The sequence below is a fragment of the Paenibacillus sp. KS-LC4 genome (assembly GCF_036894955.1).
GTDB lineage: Bacteria > Bacillota > Bacilli > Paenibacillales > Paenibacillaceae > Pristimantibacillus.
On the sequence record NZ_CP145905.1, the window covers coordinates 5,665,001 to 5,687,536 of the forward strand.

The window sequence follows — 22,536 nt, forward strand, 5'->3', positions numbered from 1 at the left end:
CAAGGAACTTGTTTGTCACATTTTGTAGTGACAGTTGTATATGTTATCATCATTCTTCGACAGTGTCAACAGCTTATTTTATTGTTTATTTCTCAATATTTCTGCTGTGTAACTCGATGTCTCCGAAGCGACAAGAAGTAATATACCATGTCCATTTTCGAAATGCAACTACTTTCGCGAAAAACTTTTCATTTTTTTATAAACCCCCTCCTGAAACCTTATCCCTTATTATGAAAAAAAGCGCCGCGCACGTCCCAGAACCTAGGTGTGGCGGCACTTTTCGGCCAATTACGCTTCGTTTCCTTCCAATAAACGCAGCAATTCAGCTTCATCTTCAATTACGGTTATGCCTAGCTCCTTCGCTTTCGTGAGCTTGCTGCCTGCATTTTCACCAGCGATGACATAATCCGTCTTCTTCGACACACTTCCGGACACCTTCGCTCCGCACGCTTCGAGCTTCTTTGCAGCTTCGTCGCGGCTCATTCCCGATAAGGTTCCTGTAATGACTACGGTTTTGCCGCTGAATACACTATCTTCCCGCACAACGGCTTTATGCTCGGCTTCCGCCCTTACCCCGGCAGCCCGCATACGAGCGATGCTTTCAGCCATAACCGGGTCGGCAAAGAAGCTTACAATACTCTCCGCTACAATACTGCCGATATCAGGCAGCTCAACCAGCTCTTCCACCGAAGCCGACATTACAGCATCCAAGCTGCCATAATGATCCGCTAGCGTCCGCGTCGTAGACTTTCCTGTGTTCGGAATACCGAGCGCATATAGAAATGCCGTCAAATCACGGCTTTTGGACTTCTCAAACGCATCAAGAAGCTTACGCGCCTTCCGTTCCCCGAACCGTTCCAGCTTAATTAGATCGTCATACTCCAGCGCATATAGATCGGCAGGATCATGAACCTTGCATTCTGTATACAGCTGCTCAGCCGTCATAACGCTGAATGTATCAATGTCCATCGCATCCCGCGAGGCAAAATGCGTAATGCGACCAATCATTTGCGGCCCACAGCCTAAGCGGTTGTTGCAGAACAAATGCGCGCCGCGCTGCTCAAGCTCCGTGCCACAGGAAGGACACTGCTCTGGAAATACGATTTCCTGGCCCTCTATTTCATCGGTTTTGCCGAGAATTTCTGGTATGACATCATTGGAGCGACGAATAGTAACGAATGTACCAAGCGCAAACTTAAGATTTTTCCGTTCGATATCGCCAATATTATTGAGCGTACAGTTTTGTACAGTAACACCTGCAAGCTCCACAGCTTCGACGCGGGCGACGGGCGTTATTTTGCCGGTACGGCCAACTTCCCAAGAAACGGATTGCAGTATAGTTGCCGCTTCTTCCGCCTCGAACTTAAACGCGACCGCCCAACGCGGGAACTTGTCTGTGTAGCCGAGAGCTTCCCGAGTACGGATATCCGTAAGCTTGACCACAGCTCCATCTATTAGATAATCGAGATCGTTACGGCCCTCTGCCAAGCGCTCCAGCTCAGCAGCTACCTCTTCAATCGTGTCAAAATAAACCGCATATGGATTTACTTTAAACCGATTGTCCCGCAAAAACTGCTGCATTTCCTGATGGGTGGTGAATGCCAGCTCCTCTGAATAGCCTATATTGTAGAAAAATGCGCTCAGCTTCCGCTCCGCAGTCGTCTTCGGATTTAAGTTGCGCAGGGCACCCGCTGCTGCATTGCGCGCATTTTTGAGCGGCTCAGCTGCCGTCTGGTTGTACTTCTCCAGCACCGACAGCTGCATAATTCCCTCGCCTTGCACCTCGATCAAACCTTCTCGATAAGGAATGGTGAGAGGGACTGAGCGAATCGTCTTCACCTGTGCCAAAATTCCTTCCCCTATCGCGCCATTGCCCCGCGTAGCCGCCTGAGTCAGCTTGCCATCCTCATAGGTCAAATTCAACGTCAATCCATCAAACTTCAGCTCTATCACATAGCTTGGGTCTGGGAGCGGATCAACATCCGGATTTTTCGTATTATAATCGTTAACTGCCCGCAGCATTCGCTGGTTCCAGGCATGCAGCCCTTCGATGTTTTGCGCCTTGTCCAGGCTCCATAGCTTGGCACGGTGACGATGCGGCTCAAAGCCCTTAAGCAGTTCTCCCCCAACACGCTGTGTTGGAGAATCCGGCAGCACGATTCCCGTCTCCTTCTCCAATGCAACCAGCTCATCATAAAGCTTGTCATAGTCTGCATCGTCAATGGACGGCTGATCCAGCGTGTAATACTGGTAGTTATGAGCCGTAATTTCATCAATTAATGTAATCATACGTTCGGTTTGGGCAGGTGTAGCTGCAGCTGCTTCCGCTTGGTTCATTTCCACAGCAAATGTCCCCTTTCAATAATGAGCTAAACTTTCGTTATTGGCGCAAAGCCTGCAAGCAGTCGTTTCACTCCTGTCGGAGCGGGAAAAGCGATCTGAAGCTCCATGTCATTGCCTGTTCCTTTCACAGATACAATAACGCCTTCGCCCCATTTGCCGTGGGCTACTCGGTCGCCAGCAGCGAACTGCTTCGCGCCTGCATCTCCAGAAGCGCCCGTCACTCCTGCACCAGCTGCTTGCGGCGTGCTTACTCGAACACCGCTGCTTGAGCTCGTACCAAGCGATCGGCCGCCTGAGCCAAGCCCGCCAGTTGCCGCAGGACGCGAAGGAGCTGTGCGCCCACCTGAGCCAAAGCCAGCCGAGCTCCCAGCGCCGTATCTGCCTCCTCCTCCGCTGCGGCCAAAACCGCCCGAAGCGGAGGCATCCTTTTTGAGCTCGCTAGGCACTTCATCCAAAAAGCGCGAAGGCATATTCGATGCCGTGCGTCCAAACAAGGTACGCATCCGGGCCGATGTCATAAACAGCTGCTTCTCTGCCCTTGTAATGCCTACATAAGCAAGTCGTCGTTCTTCCTCCAGCTCATCATTGTCGTTCAAGGCACGGCTATGTGGAAAGATGCTCTCCTCCATGCCAATAATAAAGACAACAGGGAACTCCAAGCCTTTGGCGCTATGCATCGTCATCAGCACGACAGCGTCGCTTGGGGCGGCATTGCCTTGCTCATCCTGCTTATCCATAGAATCAATATCGGCGATGAGAGCAAGATCTGTCAGGAAGGACACGAGCGTCTTGTCTTCGTTGCGCTTCTCAAAGTCCATCGTAACGGACAGGAACTCGTCAATATTTTCGACCCGTGCCGTCGATTCTAATGTTTTCTCGCGCTGAAGCTCCAGCTTGTACTGGGTCATCTCCAGCACCTTCTCCGTCAGCTCCGTCACCGATAAATAATCGACCATACCGGCAAGGTTGCTGATCATAATATAGAACTCTCCAAGCAGCGCTTGCGTGCGGGCATTGATATCCAGTCCCTGTAGGTTGCCCAAAACGTTAAAAATCGAAGTGCCGCTCCGCGCGGCCTCCTCGGCCAGCTTGCCAACCGTCGTATCACCAATGCCACGCTTTGGCACATTAATGACGCGTGCAAGACTAATATCGTCATCCGGATTGGAAATTAGCCGCAAATAAGCGAGCAAATCTTTAATCTCTTTACGATCGTAGAACTTGATGCCGCCGACGATTTGATAAGGGATATCCGATTTAATCAAAATTTCCTCTATAACCCGTGACTGTGCATTCGTCCGATACAAAATAGCGTGATCCCCAAATTTACGGCCGCTATTTTTATTTTTGCGAATCTCACCTGTAACAAAATAACCCTCATCATGCTCGGAATCCGCCTGATACACTGTAATTTCGTCTCCGGCACCTTGATCGGTCCAGAGGTTCTTCGGCTTGCGCCCGGTGTTCAGGCTGATGACCGCATTCGCCGCATTCAAAATATTGGCCGTAGAACGATAGTTCTGCTCCAGCATAATCGTCCGCGCTTCAGGATAATCGCTCTCGAAATTCAAAATATTCGTAATGTCCGCCCCGCGCCAACGGTAAATCGACTGATCGCTGTCACCGACGACGCAAATATTGTGATGCTTGTCAGCAAGCATGCGGCACAGCATGTATTGCGCACGGTTCGTATCCTGATACTCATCGACATGGAGGTAACGAAATTTGTTCTGATAAAAATACAGTACATCCGGTACTTCCTGAAACAATTGAATGGTCTTCATAATCAAATCGTCGAAATCGAGCGAATTATTGCTTTTGAGCCGCTTCTGATAGGACTTGTATACCTTTATGACGATATCCTGAAAATAGTCCCCCGCCTTCTGCTCATAACGCTCCGGCGTAAGCAGCTCATTCTTCGCTGCGCTGATGGAGGCTTGAACGGCCTTTGGCTCGAACTTCTTCGTATCGAGGTTTAGGTCCTTCATGCAATTACGAATAACCGACAGCTGATCGCCAGAATCCAAAATGGTAAAATTCGAGGTAAAGCCTATTCGGTCGATATCCTTGCGCAAAATCCGTACACACATCGAGTGAAAGGTAGATACCCAAATATCATTGCCCGACGGGCCAATCAGTGCGCTAACTCTGTCCCGCATTTCACGCGATGCCTTATTCGTAAAGGTAATCGCCAAAATGCTCCAAGGCGCGACGCGCTTCTTCTCGATTAGATAAGCGATCCGATGGGTTAATACGCGGGTTTTGCCACTGCCCGCTCCAGCCATAATCAACAGCGGCCCATCGGTTGCTTTTACCGCTTCGCGCTGCGGGGAATTAAGCTTCTGTACCGCCTCGTCGATGCTTATAAAATTAAACATGGTCGTACTCCTTTGTTCGCATTTGTTCGCCTATCAATAGTGTAGACAACGGGCCGTGAAGTGTCAATTTGCAAACACAATTAATCGTCTAAACCGCCAATTGTTTTTATTTCAGCTAGGCTTCGTTTCTTATATGCTTGCGAATGATGCTGTGAACGGCAGGGACAGTAGCCAGCGCCGCCTCCAAATCCGCATAAATAATATTGCCAACGATGACGGTATCGCAAGCTGCCGCCGCCTCTGCCGCCTTCTCTGCACTATCAATGCCGCCGCCATAGAACAGCTGGGCCTGCGCAATGGTGTCATATGCTTTTTGAACGAGCGACATGTCTCCGTACTGACCGCTGTATTCCAAATAAATGACTGGCAGGCGCATGAGCCGATCCGCCATTTGCACATGTGCCAGCACCTGCTCCTCGTTCAGCCCGGCATTTGCTCCTGTCAGCTTGGCGGCGGTCGCTTCCCCATTCAAAATAATATAACCTTGCGCCGCCGTTTCCTCCCAAGGAATGAAGGAGCCGAATGCTTGCAGCCCTTCTGTCTGGCGGCCATTGATCCACTCAGCCCTGCTCGTGTTCAATACAAGCGGCACGAAATAGCCGTCGAAGCCGGGCACCGCCGCATCCATCGTCGACACCTCCAGCGCGCAATCTACCGCATAACGGCGAATGCGCGACATTAAATCTACGGTATTCTCAAACGTCACGCCGCTTGAGCCGCCTACTAGCACCGCATCCGTGCCCGACATGCAAATGGCATCCAGCTCCTCGTCTGAGATGCTGCGCTCCGGGTCCAGCTTAAATACATGTCTCCAACCTGCATACCAGTGTGCGTCCATCCTCATCATTACCCCGCTTTATCCTTATCCGTTATTCAGCTCACTTATCGTTATGAGTGCTTCAGTTATTTCAGTAACTATGGCTCTAAATTGCAGCCTGCTTCTTCCTATGCTAAGCGAGCCGCATGGCGGTGTCAAACCGCTTGAGAAGCCCCCATTACAGGTTAGACCTCCCGTTCCCAGCGCTCTTCCAGAAGCTCTTTATTCGACAACGTTTGCAGGCGCGTTTCTTGCAGGACAAAGCCCATTTTTTCATAAATTCTTCTTGCTGAGACAAGCTCAAAATTCGTCCAGAGCGTAATTTTCTTATATCCCGACTCCTTACAAAAAGCAATCGCCTTCTGAACGGATATAATCGGCGTCTTCTGCACGATATGCTCGTATCATTCTGCCACCCCTCCTTTGCCTTCAAAAAAGCCGGCACTGCGTTTCCCGCAATGCCGGCTCTCCTCTTTTCGCTTTGTTATTTCACCAATTGTCCGCGTGTTACGCCGATTTGGTTTGTTGCCTTCAGCGTGCGCCATACTTTCGTTCCCGTAATCCGCCCATCAAGCGCATCGCGGTAAAGGGACAATACTTCCGTTACCCGCTCCGGCGTTTCTTCCAAAAACTCGACGCGGAAGGATGGGATGCCCAGCTCCAAAAACTGCTTAATATATTCAGCTCCCGATTGCTCAATCGCATTGTACACGGTATTGCGGCAGCCTTCGTCTACGCGAACCGGATGGGACATGCCAATACGGTCCTGCAAGGAAGCACGTGAATCCTCACATGGCCGTCCACAATTCGTGAAGTTGGTGCCTTCACTCATAAAGGTGCAATAGACGCAATGCTCCGTATGGAACATGGGCAAATGCTGCTGGATGACAACTTCCAGCTTCGCCGTGTTAGCCTTGTTCAGCATATCCATCATTTGCTGAATGTTCAGGTCATAGGACGGTGTTATCATATCGAGGCCAACTTCTTCAAAAAGCTTTACCGTCTTGTGATTAGCTACATTCAGCGAGAAATCGCCAATCAGCTTAGGGAATGGCTGATCGGGGTTCTCGGCCTTGGCGCGCAAATAATAATACAGCGCGCCCGTATTGCGGACAAGCACAGCGTCTGGCTTAAGCTTCAAAATGTTGGCATGGTAGCCGTTCTCACCTGGCATATGAATGCGCGGTGTTGCCAGAGCGATAGGCTTGCCTGCCGCTCGCGCCAGCTCTACTGCCGCCGGAAATTGCTTAATAAATTCAAAATCAGCGTAAATCATATCGACATCGGCGGCAATCGCCGCTTCGACTTGAGGCAAGCTGCGGCATAGAGCCGTCAGGCGCGGCGCAAGATCGCCTTCGTGCGAATAGCCGGAGGCAGCGGCTGGAACAGCCTGTCGATCCGCGGTGTCTGCCAGCGGGTCGATGTTATTTTTCACATAAACGGGCGGCTTTGGTCGTTCTCCAGCCAAATGCTCCACCGCCTCGCGGCGCATCCGGTTAAGCTCGCGCACGGGCACAATCAGCTCGCCCTCCAGCAGCACTTCCAAATGGTCAAGCTGATAAACCGTTCCGCCTAGACGGCCCAGCTGATCATTAAGCAGCTCGGCATCCATCGGACGCTTCTGCGCCTGCTCCAGCAGTAGCTCAGATACGACCTCTACCGTCGTCCCCTTCTGCATATCCGTCCATATTGTGCGCAGCGGCTCGCCTAGCTTGCCCGTTACCGAAACATGAAGCGGGAACACGCGGTAAGGCTTCTCCGTCTCATAGGTCGCACGCAGACGCTTATCAAGCGCAGGATCATTCGTTTTCCATACCCGATCGCCTACATGCACCTTGCGCAAATCAACGTCGCTGCGACCTGGAACGAGCTCCAGCAGCGTGCCTTCCTGCGCCTCGCCTTCAATCTTCACGCCTTGTCGGCGAATGTCATAGACGCGGCCGCCCTCTTCCTTCTTCGTCGGATCTCCGGCATCGAAGACGACGCCATCGCCGCGCTTAAGCGGAGCTTCCAGACGGACGGTTACAGCATCGCGAAGAATACGTTCGACACGGCCAATAAAGACGCCGCGGCTTTTGGGAAACGTGCCTTCTACTAGCATTTTGTTGTTCGTGCCCGACAGGAAGCCGTGTGTGAAGCCGCGCGAGAAGCTTTGCTGCAATTCGCGAACCTCCTCTACCGATGGCTTCGACAGGTCGCCGTCAAAATATTTATCAATCGCCTTACGGTATTTGCTGACCACATTGGCAACGTATTCCGGGCTTTTGAGACGTCCTTCGATTTTGAAGGAGACGACGCCCGCCTCAATCAACTCGGGCACGAGGTCAATTGCCGCCAAATCCTTCGGCGACAGCAAATACGAAATGTCGCCCATCGGCTGATGCTTGCCATCGACCATCAGGTCATAAGGCAGACGGCAGGCCTGCGCGCATTCGCCGCGGTTTGCCGAGCGTCCGCCCCACATTTCCGAGGTCAGACACTGGCCAGAATACGATACGCATAGCGCTCCATGCACAAAAACCTCCATAGGAAGCTTCGCCTGCTCGCCGATTGTTTTAATTTGCTTGAGGTTATTTTCGCGGCCAAGAACGACGCGCTCCATATTAAACGGCTTCGTAAACTCCACCGCCTCTGGAGAAGTAATCGTCATCTGCGTCGAGCCATGAATCGGGAAATCCGGGGAAAGCTCGCGAATGAGCTTCACGAGTCCCAAATCCTGTACGATAACCGCGTCTACACCTGCATCTATACACATTTCAATGAGCGCTTGCGCATCGCGCAGCTCGTCCTCAAATACGAGAATGTTGAAAGTCAAAAAGCCCTGCACGCCGTAGCTGTGCAAAAAGGCCATAATCTCTGGCAGCTCCTCGCTGCGGAAATTATTCGCTCTCGCACGCGCATTGAATTTTTCCACACCAAAAAAGACAGCATCCGCGCCGTTCGCAACCGCCGCCCGCATACATTCCCAGTCACCTGCCGGAGCAAGCAACTCTACATCTTCACGCCTTATATTTGCTTTCATAATACCGCACATTCTCCTCAATAGTTAGCAATCTGTTGCTACTAGTGTAACAAACCGCCGCCAGCTATTCCACCATACATTGTTGACAAAATAGGAGATTCATAAGCAGAAGACTGCAAAAGCGCTATTTTATCAATCATTTATGAATCATTTAAGAAACGATGCCTTTTAGAATACCTCCTTATCGAAAGGTTGATAGTGAACCGTTATAGCTTCGTATAGATTCTCTTTATACGGTATGATAATCGTAGCGCTATCCTCTATAAACGGAGCCAACATACGAACGTCAAATTTTCCCCAGCCCACATCTACAGGAATTTTCGCGAGAAGCTTCTTTAAATCTGTCGTATATACTTCAATCATCATGGTTTGATCCTTAAAATGAAGGTTGTAGCCCTCGATGCTTAATCGTTTATTATGCTCCAATGTTACGAGTGCTCCATAACGACTAATTGTCACATCAGCCGCTTCTTCAAAGGGAGCCTCCGGATTAGCACGCTTCAGCATTCGAACCTCTTTCTCAATCGAATTTACTTCTTCGCTCACACCATCACTCTGCTCTTTTTCCTTATCTATTAAGGTAACCTCCATATTTAGTTTATTAAAGAAAAGAGTATACGAAGGGTCTTTCGTTTCAGACACCTCTAAACCAAGATCTTCATTCCAAGTCCCTAATGGGAGATACAAGTTATTGCCCCTTCTAATGACTTCATTACCTTTCATCGAGAGTGATGCTCGACGTTCATATCGAGAAAAAGATATATTTTCTTTACCTACAGAATAATCAATATGGAAGGCTTCGGAAAATTCCTTCAAAGGGACATAATACTGCTCATTCAGATAAAAAGCATTTTGCTCCTTCGACTCAAGCACAATACGACCTGCTTTAATGGCTACTGGAACAGCGACTATAAAAAGATCGTCATTACTAAAGGTTGTCCAGCCCGCATACATAAACTCATCTAAATAAGGATCATATTCAGCTCTTATACTCGAAAGACTTGAAAAGCTGGTGAAGTACATCGGATAATCAGAAATGATGTCTATATTATGTTCACCAACATATAGATCGTCGGAAACCCAAGTTACCCCCGTCATCTCTTTGTTATAGGGCGATTTATATTTTTTAAGCCATTGAAACTTTTCCAAGCTAATCATATGTACGACGGAGGACTCCAGCTTTTTGCCTTTGTTGGTTTCTACCGTTAACAGCAGATTTTTTTCATGAGGCGAAGCGAATGCCTTAATATTGGAGGCGTAGCCTTCGAAGAAAACGCTAGTTTGCCCGTCTTTAATAGCTGTTACTTTCCATTTAGAGGGATTGAACCTTCGATTTTCCTCCAGCGTTACTTTTACACCTCCTGCTGTAAATGTACGGGTACGTATTTTTTCAGCAGCATCATACTTGGCCTTGTTTACTGTAACTTTTATATTCTTCCCCCTATCTCCACCAAATTTTAATTGATAACAATCTTTGAGATTCGCATCAGAACAATAAACAATATAATTTCTACCTTCTGGAAAAGGCTCCATGCTATATTCGGTCATCCCAACCTGATAGCTTCCAAGCATGACTCCTCCTGTAAAAACAGGTTTATTATCGGACAATGAATAAAATTCCGCACTTGAGCCCTTTGACTCAATAGAATACAAGCCAACTCTTGAATACAAATGAGCATCTTGATTTTGATTCAATGAAAATTCTCTGACCTTCCTTAAAGAAAGCGTGGCATAATCAAACTCATAAATGACTACCACCCTTTGCTTCGATTTATTTATTAAATCTATCAAACCATACCCTTTAAGACCTGAAGGAGTGTCCTCAACAGCACTCGCTATTCCGTTGTGTAAATACCCATTACGGACTTGCGGAAGTAAAGAGTCATCAGTAAACCTATAATCCGCACGTTTAACCAAGCCTGTATCGTAGCTTATTTTATAGGTTGTTAAATTAACCGAGTCACCAAAAACCCAATAATCAAAATCAATCATATGCCTTATTCTTTGTTTCTCCGTCGCAGGAGCTTCCGCCATCCCTAATGCAGGCAACGAGGAAAATATGATGATTAAGCTCAACAGCATCTTGATTGACGTATTTATACGCATTATGCATCCCCCTGAACAATAAGCTTCTATAGCAAAACACCCCGCATTATGAGGAGTGAGGCTCCAAATGCGGGATGAATGACAGTATTCCATAACGGCTTCTAAACATGCTTTCTTGCGCTTTGTTTACTTCGCAGCCTCTTCGTTCTCAATCTTCTGTCCATCGCTCAGCGTATGCTGACCGGAGACGACTACGCTCTCTCCCTCTTTCAGCCCTTCCAGCACTTCCTGATAGACGCCATTGATACGTCCCAGTTTAACGGCACGCTTCTCAGCTGTACCTGCATTGGACAGCATAACGAAGGTTTCGCTGCCATCACGCACAATGCTCAGCGATGGAACAGCAATTACATTCTCCTCTGCAACGGTCGTCAGCTCCACCTGAACGCGACTTCCGGGCTTCAGTACGCCATCCGCATTGTCCGTTGTAAGCTCAAGCGCGTACATTCTCGTTTTTGCATTAGGCACTGAGGCGAGATAGACCACTTTCGCTTTTTTCTTCACAGATGGATTTTCCGCATTGTAGTAGACAAGTTCTGACTTGCCGCGGGCCAGCTCGGCTGCTGGTTCGCTAAGCTCCGTTTTAATCGAAATTTGCTTCACGTTCTGCACGACAGCTACTACTGTACCTGCGTTTATCGTCATGCCCTCGCTCACGGCAAAATCAGTAATCGTACCGCTCGCTGGAGCGGTAATTTGATAGCTGTCCAGCTGAAGATCAGCCTGCTCCACAGCTAATCTCGCCGCATCGATTTGGGACTGCAAGCCCGCAAGCGAGCTGCCATTATCCAAGTCGGCAAGCTGCTGCTTCGCCGACTCCAGATTACGACGTGCGGCATCAATCAAATTTTGATCATCACCGGCACTCGCCTGAATGTACTGCGTCTCCAGACTAGCAATATTATTAAGCAAGGTAGAACGACCTGTTGCAATTTCCTGCTTAGCCTTTACTAGAGATTGCTCGGCAGCTGACAGGCTGGTTTCCGCACGCTTACGATCCAGCACTGCGAGATTCGACTCCAATTGAATGATAGCTTCTCCTTTGTTAACGGTGTCGCCATTGCCCTTAAGCACGCGAGCAATTTTGCCGGAAGCCATTGTCGGAATGTCCAGACGAACCGAGGCGCTTACCTCAGCTACCTGCTCGCGCGGATTTCCCATGCTGTGCTTGGCTACCGCCTCTGTTTTAATGACTGTCACTTGCTGCTCTACTGCTGTCTCTTCTGCAGCAGGTGCGGCGCTTGAGCATCCCGCAGCCATTAAAGCCATTGCAAACACGGCTGCGAGAGCCGCTTTGCTTCGCCGCTCCTGCTTGATCAAACGAAAAAACATATATTCCAGCTCCCCTCTTTATTGTTAACCCTCTTAACCATTTATGTGCCAAGCAAAAACGACTTCGTCGTTCTTCTAGGACGTGCGCAAAGCTTTGTCGGAGAAATATAAGCCTGTTTATAAGAGAAAAATTTATAAAGGCTTATATTTTAAATGTTTAGCCTTCCAAATGGGCAGGCTTATTAAAATCCACTGGTGTTGCTTGGCCCTTTCCTTTGCGGAACAGCTTATTGCTAATCGCCTCAAGCATCTCATATACGACTGGTACAACTACAAGCGTAAGCAGTGTAGATGTAATCAAGCCGCCGATAACAACGACCGCTAGCCCTTTAGAAATAAGTACACCTTCACCAGTGCCCATTGCCAGAGGTATCATCGCTACTATCGTTGCGCCTGCTGTCATAATAATCGGACGCAGCCGGACTCTTCCTGCTTCAACCAGCGCATGGCGGACGGAGAAGCCATCATGCCGCAGCTGCTGCGCTCGGTCGAGCAATACGATCGCATTGGTAACGACGATGCCGATCAGCATCATAAATCCTATGAGGGATGTAATATTAATTGATTCATTCATAACCAGCAGGCCCAGCAAACCGCCAATAATCGCGAGCGGCAGCGAGAACAGAATCGCGAACGGCGTGCCGGCATTGCCGAAGCACAGAACCAGTATAAAATAAACAATAGCGATGGATACAGCCATAGCCATAAACAGCTGCGTAAAGCTTTTGGTGATGTCCTCCGTCACGCCTTTTACCTCGGTAGATACACCTGCTGGAAGCTCAATTGCATCCAGCGCAGCCGCCACTCTTGTGCTGACATCATTTTGATTTGCTGCATCAATGGTAGCCGTCATCTTCACGATCTGCGAGCGCGATTCCCGGCTCAATGCAGCAGGGGCCTGTACTTCCTCCACTTTGGCCACCTCTTGCAAATAAACGATGCCTGCCGTCTGCGATAAAATCGGCATTCTGCCAAGCTTATCCAGCGAGCCTTTATCTTCATCGCGAAGCTTGACCACTGTGGAATACAAAACATTATTAAAGCGAATATCGCCAAGACGCTGCTCTGCAAGCCACATCCGAACGGAATCTCTGACATCAGCAGGATTAAGTCCAAGCTCTCTAGCCTTCGTCTGCGAAACGGTAATGCTTATTTCCGTTTTGGCGTCGCTAAGCGTATCCTTGATTTTTGTAAGCTCAGGGAATTCCTTCATTTTATCCTTGACGAGTGCGGCACCCTGCTCAAGCACCTCTTGATTGTCACCTTTCAGCACATAAGAGAAGGTTCCTCCGTTAAGTCCTCCACTGCCACTTGCTGTCTCTCCCGTTACTTCCGTGCCCTTCGGCAACTGATTTTTAATCAGCTCCACATAGTTGTTCAAGACCGCAGTAGCATTCTCTGCTTCGCTGATCTCAGCGGTAAGCAAGGTTGTATAAGGAACGGTATCGTCACTATCCGCATATCCAACCAAGGACTCCACGAAGGTGAACACGGGGTCGCCCTTGCTGTCCTTGGCATCCAGCAGCATTTTCTCAATTTCTCGCGACTGCATGTCATTGCTTTCAAGTGACGTTTCATAAGGATACTTCACTTGGAAGTAAACGAGCTTCTCCGGACCACCCGAAGGCAGGAAGTTAACTGCCAAATTCGGAATTGTAATCGCCATCGTCATAATCAGCATGACAAGCGACAGCAGCAAGGTTTTGATCCGATGAGACAAGCACCATACTAGAATACGCTCATATAGACGCGTCACTTTGCCGTCATGCGCATGCTCGTTGTGCTTAATCTGCTTGCGGCTGCGCAGTACGAGCAGCTTTGTCATCATAGGAATGACCGTCAGCGCCACAACGAGTGAAGCAAGCAGAGCACATGATACCGTCAGCGCAAATGGTCGGAACATCTGGCCAACGATTCCGCCAACAACTGCGAGTGGCAGGAACACGCCTGCCGTAACGAGCGTCGAAGAGGTAATCGCCATGGAAACTTGGCGGGTAGCCATAAGAATGACGGAATCGCCGCGCTCCTGCGCTTTTTCCAGATTGCTGTATATGTTCTCAATGACGACGATACTATCATCCACAATTCGCCCAATGGCGATGAACATACCGCCAAGCGTCATAATATTCAGCGTAATATTCATGGTCGACATCATAATCAGCGTAATCAGAATCGAGAGTGGAATCGAGACGAGAACGATCAATGTCATCCGAATATTGCGAAGGAATAGCAGAATCATAAGCGAGGCAAGAGCAATTCCGATAAAGCCTTCTTTTAAAATGCCGCTGATCGACTTTCTAACCTCATCTGCGCCATCGTAAATTTTTTGGAATGTAATCGCTGGCTGCTTGGTCTCCCAATCGGTGAGCACCTTATTGACTTCATTGGAGAAATCTACCGCATTGGCTTCGCTCATCTTATAAAGACGAATGCCCAGCGCAGGCTGATTGTTGTAGCGGGCAATAAACTTCGATTCGTTCACAGCCTGAACATCTCCCAAATCCTGAAGCAGCACCGTTTGGCCGGTCCTCGTGGCAAACTCCAAATTTCGCAGGCCGTAAATGCTGTTCAAATCGCCACTCACCCGTGCCATCTGCGTTTTGCCGTCCAGCTCTACAGTACCGACTGCACCATCCGTCAGAGCGGATTGAATGGCACTGGTTACCTCTACAGCCGATAAGTTGAACACGGATAAAGCATCTGCATCCAGCAATATATCGAGCGAGGTTGAACTAACGCCAATAGAATTAACATGGTCAATACCATTAACACCTTCCAGCGATGGCTTAATGCTATCGTCGTAAAGCTTGTTGAGCTCCATTTGCGACATGCCTTCCCCAGCATATAGCGTTAAGTAATAAGCAGGCTGGGAGGAAAAGCCGAAGGTCATTACCTTTGGCGTACTTGTGCCAGCCGGAAGCGCTACCTCCTGCAGCAGACTTTCCAGCTCCGTCTTTTTCTCCTTTACATCGTAGCCCTGTTTGAACTGGACAATGATGCTGGAAATATTATCGCTAGATGTCGAGCTGAGTGTATCGAGCCCTTGTATGTTCGCGATTTTATCCTCAATCGGCTTCGTCACCTCATCCATTACATCCATTGGCGGTGCCGGATATGAGGTCTGAATCATGACGACTGGAAACGAGATATCGGGAATCGTCTCCATTTTCAGAGTCGCCGTTGCGTATAGCCCCCCTCCTACAAGCAGGGCAATCAATATAACCATTGCAGCCACTTTATTCATCGAAAAGCGGATTAAACCATTCAACCAGAACCCCTCCTACTCGCGTGTATACCTCAACGTTAAACTTTCTGTATGAACATAACGTGAACCATGCAAAAAAAATGATACAGGCAGCCCTTTTTTTTGCGTGGTACGCATTTGTAGAAGTAGAATGGCAAGCTATCGGGGGAGGCAAGCGGCTGCTTAAGACCGTCAGGATATGCGTTTTTTGGCTGCCATGCTCGGCAGCGTCACGTCTACGCGCGCACCGCCTTCCACCCGGTTTGTAATACGGATGACGCCTTTATGCAAATTTACAATTTTCTGGGCTATGGAGAGGCCAAGGCCGCTTCCGCCCAGCTTTTTGCTGCGCGATTTGTCCGCCTTATAAAATCGTTCAAACAGCCTAAAGCCGTCTTCGTCAGGAAACCCGCTGCCGTTGTCGGACACGGATACTTTAATGCTGTCTGTATCCAGGCTCATTTCAATGCGTATATATCCGCCTTCCGGCGCAAATTTAATTGCATTGCCGATTATATTTATCCATACTTGGCTAAGCCCATCCTCATCGGCATTAATTTTCACATGCGGCAGCTCCAGTATCATTTCAATTGATTTTTCGGACCACTGCGGCTCGTAGACCAAAATAACTTGGCGCAGTTGCTCATCGAGATCGTAGGTAACCGGATCAAATGCGGGCACTGCCGAATCCAGCTCCGCCAGCCTAAGCAAATTATCGCTAAGGCGCGACAGACGCTGGCTTTCTGTATAAATAATGTTTAAATATCGCTGCTTCTGCTCGGGATTCTCCACCGCATCCATCATAAGCATTCGCGAAAATCCGGCAATTGACGTCAGCGGCGATTGAATCTCATGCGAGACGCTGCTCACAAATTGCCCCCGCAGTTCATCCATCTGCTCAATTTCCTTCGCCATGCTGCTAAAGCTTTGAGCCAGTTGCCCGAGCTCATCTGTACGCTTGCCTGATCTTAGCTGAATGTCAAAGCGCCCACTCGCCATCCGCTCTACCGCCTGCTTCATTTCTTTAAGCGGACGCACCAAATAGATGGCGGCCACAAAGATGCACAGACCGCCCACTCCGAGCACAACAGCAAGCGCAACGAAGAGCATCTGATTGAAAATAACTGTCTTGCTCGTCGGCTGGTGTACAAACAACGCGTACGTTTTATGATTAGAAGTAAATGGCATCCCGAGCACGAGGCCTTTGCCTTCCGTAAGCCCAATATCAAAATACACAAACGGCTCGCCCTTTAATACTGATGCCGAAATGCTGCCTCCGGGAGCAATGCCAAATTCCGCAAACAGCTTCCCCTCCTCGGTGAGCCAGCCCTTGTCATCCATAACCATATATTTATAGTTCGGGGTAGGCTCTAATAGCGTAACAATTTGCTTCGCTTCCTCTATGCCATACTGCTCATATAAAGCGGCAATCGAATGGCCGTATTGCAAGACATCCTTCTGAACCTCGGTGATCACCTGGTCCTTAAACAGCGTAATCGTAATGAAGAAGGCGCTGACCAGACCAATCAGCACCGCTGTTATAAAACTAATAATAACCCTTACATATAAGGTTCTTAGCATGCGTCCACCATTTCGAGCCTGTAGCCAAGCCCCCGCTTGGTCACAATCGTAAACGGTGCATCCAATTCTACAAAACGTTCGCGCAATCGTTTAATATGTACATCCACTGTCCGCTCATCGCCGAAAAACTGCGGACCCCAAATTTGGCTGATCAGCTCGTTGCGCGTGAAAATTTTTCCCGGGTTGCCCGCTAGCTTGAACAGCAGCTCGAACTCCTTCAGCGGCAGCGCTACCCGTACCTGCCCCTGAATCATCTCAAACGTGTGCCGGTCCAGCACAAAATCACCCAACTGCAGCCGCATAGACGCCTCAATCCGGTAGCGCTTCAACAATGCCCGAACGCGCAGCACAAGCTCATAGGGCTCGAAAGGCTTCACCATATAATCATCGGTTCCCAGGCCAAACGCTTTGATTTTTTGATTAATTTCACGCTTTGCTGTTACCATCAGTACTGGGACATTCGGGTATTCTTCCTTTACAAATTTGCATAGCTCCCAGCCATCCATGAAGGGCATCATCACATCCAGCACTACTAAATCTGCTTTTTGCTTTCGCAGCAGCCGCATGGCCTCTTTGCCGTGACTTGCCTGAATCGTCTGAAATCCCTCACTGCTAAGCTGTGCGTGCATGAGCTCGCGTATATCTGGATCATCATCTACCAGCATGACACTTGCCATCTCTTTGTTCCTCCCGCTCTCCTGTGGCTTTCCCATTATTTTCGGCAGCTTCTTTACAAAATTATAGCCTAAAGATAGAAAAAGCTGTCAAGTATTATCTTTATCTTGTACGTATGAGCGGGCTTTAGGTAACCTTTTGTTTTGTTTATATGCAATTATGTCAAATTTGCAGTTTTCATTAGATATCGGCAATTAGGCAATGGTATAATGGGAATTAGCTTTTCTTATAAAATAGGAGGAATGATTGCACATGAAATTAGGAGTATTCAGCGTGCTTTTCGCACAGAAGTCTTTTGAAGAAGCGCTCGATTACATAGCTGCCAAAGGATTGGATGCTATTGAAATCGGCACTGGCGGTTACCCTGGCACAGCCCACTGTGATCCTGATGCCCTGCTTGCCGATGAGGAAAAGTTGAAAGCGTTTAAGCATGCGGTAGAATCACGCGGCCTGATCATCAGCGCCCTGAGCTGCCATGCTAATCCGCTGCACCCACAAAAGCATTTAGCTGCTGCGGATGACGCTACGATTCGCAAAACGATTGAGCTCGCAGGCCGCCTCGGCGTTCCTGTCGTAAATACATTTTCCGGCTGCCCCGGCGACCACGAGGATGCTAAATATCCGAACTGGCCGGTTGCACCTTGGCCAAACGATTTCCAAGAAATTTTGGCTTGGCAGTGGGAACACAAGGTTATCCCTTATTGGACTGAGATCGGTGCACTTGCTGAAGCGCATGGCGTGAAAATCGGACTTGAGCTGCACGGCGGCTTCTCCGTTCACAGCCCGGCAACGCTGCTTCGCCTTCGTGAAGCGGTTGGCCCGGTTATCGGCGCCAACCTTGACCCAAGCCATATGTGGTGGCAAGGAATTGATCCGGTTCAAGCTGTTCATATTTTGGGACGCGCTGGCGCCATTCATCATTTCCACGCGAAGGATACGACGATTGATCCAATCAACGTCAACCATCACGGCGTAACGGATATGCAATCGTATTCGCTGATGCTGGATCGCGCTTGGCAATTCCGCACCGTCGGCTTCGGGCATGACCTGAAGGTATGGGCGGACATTATTAGCGCGCTGCGTCTGGTCGGCTACGACTATGTGGTGAGCATCGAGCACGAGGACGGTCTGATGTCCGTAGACGAAGGGTTCACCAAAGCGGTGCAAAACCTGCAGCAAGTGCTGATTAAAGAACCACTGGGCGAAATGTGGTGGGTATAGGTTAAAGGAGGGCGGCTGCATCCGGCGAGGATGCAGCCGTTCTTTTTTCACAAATAGAGGGTAGGCTAGCTCGTGTAATTTTAACATCCCGCTAATAAATAACACTCTCCGCGTTAATCCTACCAGCGTAAGCTATAAGAGCAACTCCCACTACAACAGAGGATAGGTGATTCATATGACTAGCCATGCTTCTGATTTCAACGTTGTCGTTGCTGCATTCGTCCCTCAGCTTGCTACAGGCCAAACCTGCTATGAAGCACTACAGCTGTTCCGCAGCTACCCGGAAGCTCCATACGCTGTCGTATGTAATTCGCTGGCAGAGCCTGTTGGGCTCGTTATGCGCGACCGATTTTTTCTCCACTTATCGAGCAGCTTCCTTGGCTATTATCAGGCGGACATTACCAAACTCATGAACACCCGCTTCCACTCCATCATCGCTTCCTCCACAGACACAAGCTTTAATCTGCATAGCAGCTCCTCATTGAAAAATATAGCCTCTGATCGTCACGCCGACCTATGCAGCGATTGCATCGTTATGATGAATGAGCAGGGCAAATTCGCTGGTATCATTCATGCTACCGCCTCGGAGACAGCTCCAGCTTATGCTTAGATGCTAGCTGAGCGGTAGCCCTACTGCTTCCTGTATAGACAGAAAAAAAGCCGTAACCCTAACCGCCAACGGCAGTTTCGGATTACGACCTTTTTGTATGTGCTTAGTTGTGTTTGTACAGAGATCAGCTTATCCCCGCGTCATTTCTACCCCGTTGAGCACAAGCCGGTAACGAATGTCCGCTTTCAGCGAATCCGAGACAGCGCAATATTTTTCCTTGCCCAGCTCAATCGCTTTCCAAATCCGGTAATCCGGCACATCGCCATTCACTTTAAAAATAAGATCAATGGCCGTAAAGCCCTTCGGCATTTCCTCCTTGCGCGTGCCCTCCGCATCAATCTCGATGCTGCTGATTGAACCAAGGAACGCATCCATAATCATCGTAATATCAATGCCGATACAGCCTGCGAGGCCCGCCAGCAGCAGCTCCATCGGTGTAGCTCCTTGCCCGTCGCCGCCATAGGCTGCGGTCGCATCCATTCCAACGCTGTAGCCAGATGGCCCAACAGATGTAAATGCACGCTTGCCTGTCCATGTTGTTGTAACCTTCATTGTAATGTACCCTCTTTCTTTCGTAAGAATCGAAGGCCAAGCCTCCTGGTTTAACCTTGTCGTTCGTATTTATATTTTGTCGATCATAATTGCTGTTCTTGCTGCAATCCTCTGTGCTGACCCAGCTTGCTTAGAAATCGGCGCGCCCGTTCGGTAACAGGATGATCGAAAAACACATCTGGTGCTGCCTCCTCGACAATTTGCCCATCATCCATAAACACAATACGATTCGCGACATGGCGGGCAAAAGCCATTTCATGCGTTACCACCAGCATCGTCATCCCTTCGCGAGCCAGCTGCTGCATCACATCAAGCACCTCGCCAACTAACTCCGGATCAAGCGCGGATGTCGGCTCATCAAATAATAAAACATCCGGCTCCATTGCCAGCGCCCTTGCAATGGCTACCCGCTGCTGCTGTCCGCCAGACAGCCTTGACGGATATTCATCCAGCTTGCCCTCCAGCCCGACGCGCTTCAGCATTTTTTTGCCGATGGCAACCGCTTCGCTTCTAGGCAGCTTTTTCACGACGAGCAGCGATTCTATGACGTTGCCAAGCGCCGTTTTATGAGGATACAGATTAAACTGTTGAAAGACCATCCCGCTATGACGACGAATGGTTTGGACATGCTGTCTATGCTCGCGTGGCTTCATCTGGGCATCAAGGCGAACACCGTTCATCTCAATACGGCCGCCGCTTAATGTTTCCAGCCCGTTCAGGCAGCGAAGCAGCGTGCTTTTTCCCGAGCCGCTTGGGCCGAGCAGAACAATAATTTCCCCTGGATTAACCTGGAGGTTGATCCCCTTCAGCACCTCATTGCCTTGAAAAGACTTCGTTAATTTCTCCGTCGTAATCATCGTATTTCTCACGCCCCAACCCAAGCGTAAACGGCTGCCGCCGTCCTCTGGCGGCAAAGCTCCCGTTTCGCGATGAAATATAAGCCCATTATAAGAATGAAGCTTATCATTGCTTATATTTTTAATAAGCCTTGGACAAGCGCTTCTCAATCGACTCCAATATAGCTGAAAAAGCGGTGCTCATCACCCAATACATAACTCCAATTCCCACATAAAACGGCATATAGACGTAATACTGTGCTATAAGCAAGGTCGCCTGACGCAGCAGCTCGGTTACAGTAATAGCTGAAACGAGCGATGTCTCCTTAAGCATTCCAATAAACGTATTTCCCATTGGTGGAATGGCTACCCTTGCCGCCTGCGGAAGCACGATTCGATAAAGCGCCTGCCAAGAGGTCATGCCTGTTGCATATGCGGCCTCCATTTGCCCTTTTGGAATGGACAAAATCGCTCCACGAAACGTTTCCGACAAATACGCACCCACATTAATACTTAGTGCAATCGTTGCTGCCGTAAGTGGCCCTAATATAATTTTATAGTCCGCCAAGCCATAATAAACGACAAAAATTTGGATAAGCACCGGGGTTCCACGAATAATCGAGACATATCCCCGAGCCAATAGCCGAATGGGACGGTTACCCTTTAAACGGGCTATCGCAACTACTCCTCCAATTATGAGCCCAAAAAACATCGACATTATCGTCAGCAGCAGCGTGTAATACGCTCCCTTAAGCAGAAAAGAGAAATTTTCAAAAACGAGATTCATAACGTGAAGGTTCCCTTCCGTCTACGTGGTTTCGCGAGGTAAAGCTTATAAATCCATTTATTGTGACGAGGGCCGGGCTTATTCAGCCGCTGGCTCCTCACCGAACCATTTTACAAAAATAGTTTTATATGTCCCGTCGGCTTTCATCGCCTTCAAAGCCTCATTCAGCGCGTCACGGAACTCCGGGTTGTCCTTGCGAACGGCGATGCCTGCATTGTCCGATTTAATAGGCTCGCCAACCGCTTTGATTTTGAAGCCATTTTTCTCAACGATTGGTTTAAGAGCATACAGATTGTTGATTGTCGCATCAATACGTCCGGCATTCAGATCCTTCAGCGAAGTAATAACATCATCGTAGGTTTTAATCGTGAAGTCGCCGACTTCTGGAATCGCTGTTTTGCGAAGATACGTTTCGTCATTTGTGCCAAGGCCTACGCCAATATTTTTGCCTTTAAAATCAGCCAGCTTCGTAATCGTATCGTTATTTTCGGCTACGATGATTTTTACAGAGTTCGTAATGTACGGCTCCGTAAAATCCATTTGCTCCTTGCGCTCGTCGGTAATCGTCATTTGGCTAATAACGACATCGAACTTCTTCGCCTGCAGTCCAGCGATCATGCCGGAAAACTCCTGTGCGACAAACTCAGCTTTTACACCAAGGCGTTTGGCGATTTCTTTGGCAATATCGGCATCAAAGCCATCCATTTCCTTGTTATCGTTCAAAAAGTTATAAGGGGCATAGGTTCCCATCAAGCCTACCTTCATAACACCCGCTTGCTTCACTTGCTCCAGCAAATTATCAGAGGCTGCTGTCTCTGCTGTAGGGGAAGCCGTACCCGCATTGCCGCTGCTTGCGTTGTTTTCGTTTTTCGAACCGCAGCCCGCCACAATAACCGCCAGCAGCAAAATAGCTGTCATCAGCAATAACGTTTGTTTTTTCAGTTGAATCTTCATCTTCCACTCTCTCCTTCATTGCTTCTCTAATTTTTTAGTTTTGCTTATTAATGTGTCCGGCTTTCACAGGGAAATGCA

At 48.9% G+C, this 22,536-nt stretch carries 16 protein-coding genes; 2 read left to right on the plus strand and 14 right to left on the minus strand.

The window, feature by feature from the left end; all coding sequences use genetic code 11:
* Positions 1–288: 288 nt before the first annotated feature.
* The 10 genes from ligA to V5J77_RS24105 form a co-directional block, all read right to left on the minus strand.
* Entirely contained in the window at positions 289–2,337 is a 2,049-nt protein-coding gene (gene ligA, locus V5J77_RS24060) for an NAD-dependent DNA ligase LigA (RefSeq protein WP_338557039.1), read from the minus strand.
* A 32-nt stretch (positions 2,338–2,369) separates the two neighbouring features.
* Positions 2,370–4,721, minus strand: a complete 2,352-nt coding sequence (pcrA, locus tag V5J77_RS24065; protein ID WP_338553321.1) for a DNA helicase PcrA — start codon at positions 4,719–4,721, stop codon at positions 2,370–2,372.
* 115 nt (positions 4,722–4,836) lie between these two features.
* Positions 4,837–5,559 carry a heptaprenylglyceryl phosphate synthase gene (locus V5J77_RS24070; RefSeq protein WP_338557041.1) on the minus strand — a complete coding sequence of 241 codons (723 nt, stop codon included), beginning with the start codon at positions 5,557–5,559 and terminating at the stop codon, positions 4,837–4,839.
* 164 nt (positions 5,560–5,723) lie between these two features.
* On the minus strand, positions 5,724–5,930 hold the full coding sequence (locus V5J77_RS24075; RefSeq protein WP_338553322.1) for a hypothetical protein: 207 nt from the start codon (positions 5,928–5,930) through the stop codon (positions 5,724–5,726).
* Positions 5,931–6,022: 92 nt separating this feature from the next.
* Positions 6,023–8,560 (minus strand): DUF3656 domain-containing protein, encoded by a 2,538-nt coding sequence (locus tag V5J77_RS24080; RefSeq protein ID WP_338553323.1) that lies wholly within the window; start codon positions 8,558–8,560, stop codon positions 6,023–6,025.
* Between the two features lie 168 nt (positions 8,561–8,728).
* Complete coding sequence (locus tag V5J77_RS24085) at positions 8,729–10,666, minus strand: hypothetical protein (RefSeq protein WP_338553324.1); 1,938 nt, start codon at positions 10,664–10,666, stop codon at positions 8,729–8,731.
* Between the two features lie 126 nt (positions 10,667–10,792).
* A complete protein-coding gene (locus tag V5J77_RS24090; protein WP_338553325.1) occupies positions 10,793–11,998 on the minus strand; it encodes an efflux RND transporter periplasmic adaptor subunit in 1,206 nt (401 codons plus the stop codon).
* Between the two features lie 157 nt (positions 11,999–12,155).
* Positions 12,156–15,266, minus strand: coding sequence for an efflux RND transporter permease subunit (locus V5J77_RS24095; protein WP_338553326.1), 3,111 nt, complete (start codon positions 15,264–15,266; stop codon positions 12,156–12,158).
* 168 nt (positions 15,267–15,434) lie between these two features.
* Positions 15,435–16,823 (minus strand): HAMP domain-containing sensor histidine kinase, encoded by a 1,389-nt coding sequence (locus V5J77_RS24100; RefSeq protein WP_338553327.1) that lies wholly within the window; start codon positions 16,821–16,823, stop codon positions 15,435–15,437.
* Positions 16,817–17,500 (minus strand): response regulator transcription factor, encoded by a 684-nt coding sequence (locus tag V5J77_RS24105; RefSeq protein WP_338553328.1) that lies wholly within the window; start codon positions 17,498–17,500, stop codon positions 16,817–16,819. The genes V5J77_RS24100 and V5J77_RS24105 overlap by 7 nt, the downstream gene beginning before the upstream one ends.
* 250 nt (positions 17,501–17,750) lie before the next feature.
* Here V5J77_RS24105 and V5J77_RS24110 point away from each other — a divergent pair, with 250 nt between their 5' ends.
* Together V5J77_RS24110 and V5J77_RS24115 are read left to right on the plus strand one after the other, a co-directional pair.
* The gene (locus V5J77_RS24110; RefSeq protein WP_338553329.1) at positions 17,751–18,719 is read left to right on the plus strand and encodes a sugar phosphate isomerase/epimerase; all 969 of its coding nucleotides are present in this window, start codon (positions 17,751–17,753) and stop codon (positions 18,717–18,719) included.
* Between the two features lie 175 nt (positions 18,720–18,894).
* Positions 18,895–19,329: a hypothetical protein gene (locus tag V5J77_RS24115; RefSeq protein ID WP_338553330.1), complete on the plus strand. Its 435-nt coding sequence runs from the start codon at positions 18,895–18,897 to the stop codon at positions 19,327–19,329.
* 129 nt (positions 19,330–19,458) lie between these two features.
* Here V5J77_RS24115 and V5J77_RS24120 read toward each other — a convergent pair whose 3' ends face one another.
* The 4 genes from V5J77_RS24120 to V5J77_RS24135 form a co-directional block, all read right to left on the minus strand.
* Positions 19,459–19,881, minus strand: a complete 423-nt coding sequence (locus V5J77_RS24120; protein WP_338553331.1) for an OsmC family protein — start codon at positions 19,879–19,881, stop codon at positions 19,459–19,461.
* An 83-nt stretch (positions 19,882–19,964) separates the two neighbouring features.
* Positions 19,965–20,738 (minus strand): amino acid ABC transporter ATP-binding protein, encoded by a 774-nt coding sequence (locus V5J77_RS24125; RefSeq protein ID WP_338557044.1) that lies wholly within the window; start codon positions 20,736–20,738, stop codon positions 19,965–19,967.
* Between the two features lie 121 nt (positions 20,739–20,859).
* Positions 20,860–21,504, minus strand: a complete 645-nt coding sequence (locus V5J77_RS24130; RefSeq protein ID WP_338553332.1) for an amino acid ABC transporter permease — start codon at positions 21,502–21,504, stop codon at positions 20,860–20,862.
* A 78-nt stretch (positions 21,505–21,582) separates the two neighbouring features.
* Entirely contained in the window at positions 21,583–22,458 is an 876-nt protein-coding gene (locus tag V5J77_RS24135) for a transporter substrate-binding domain-containing protein (protein ID WP_338553333.1), read from the minus strand.
* Positions 22,459–22,536: the final 78 nt, after the last annotated feature.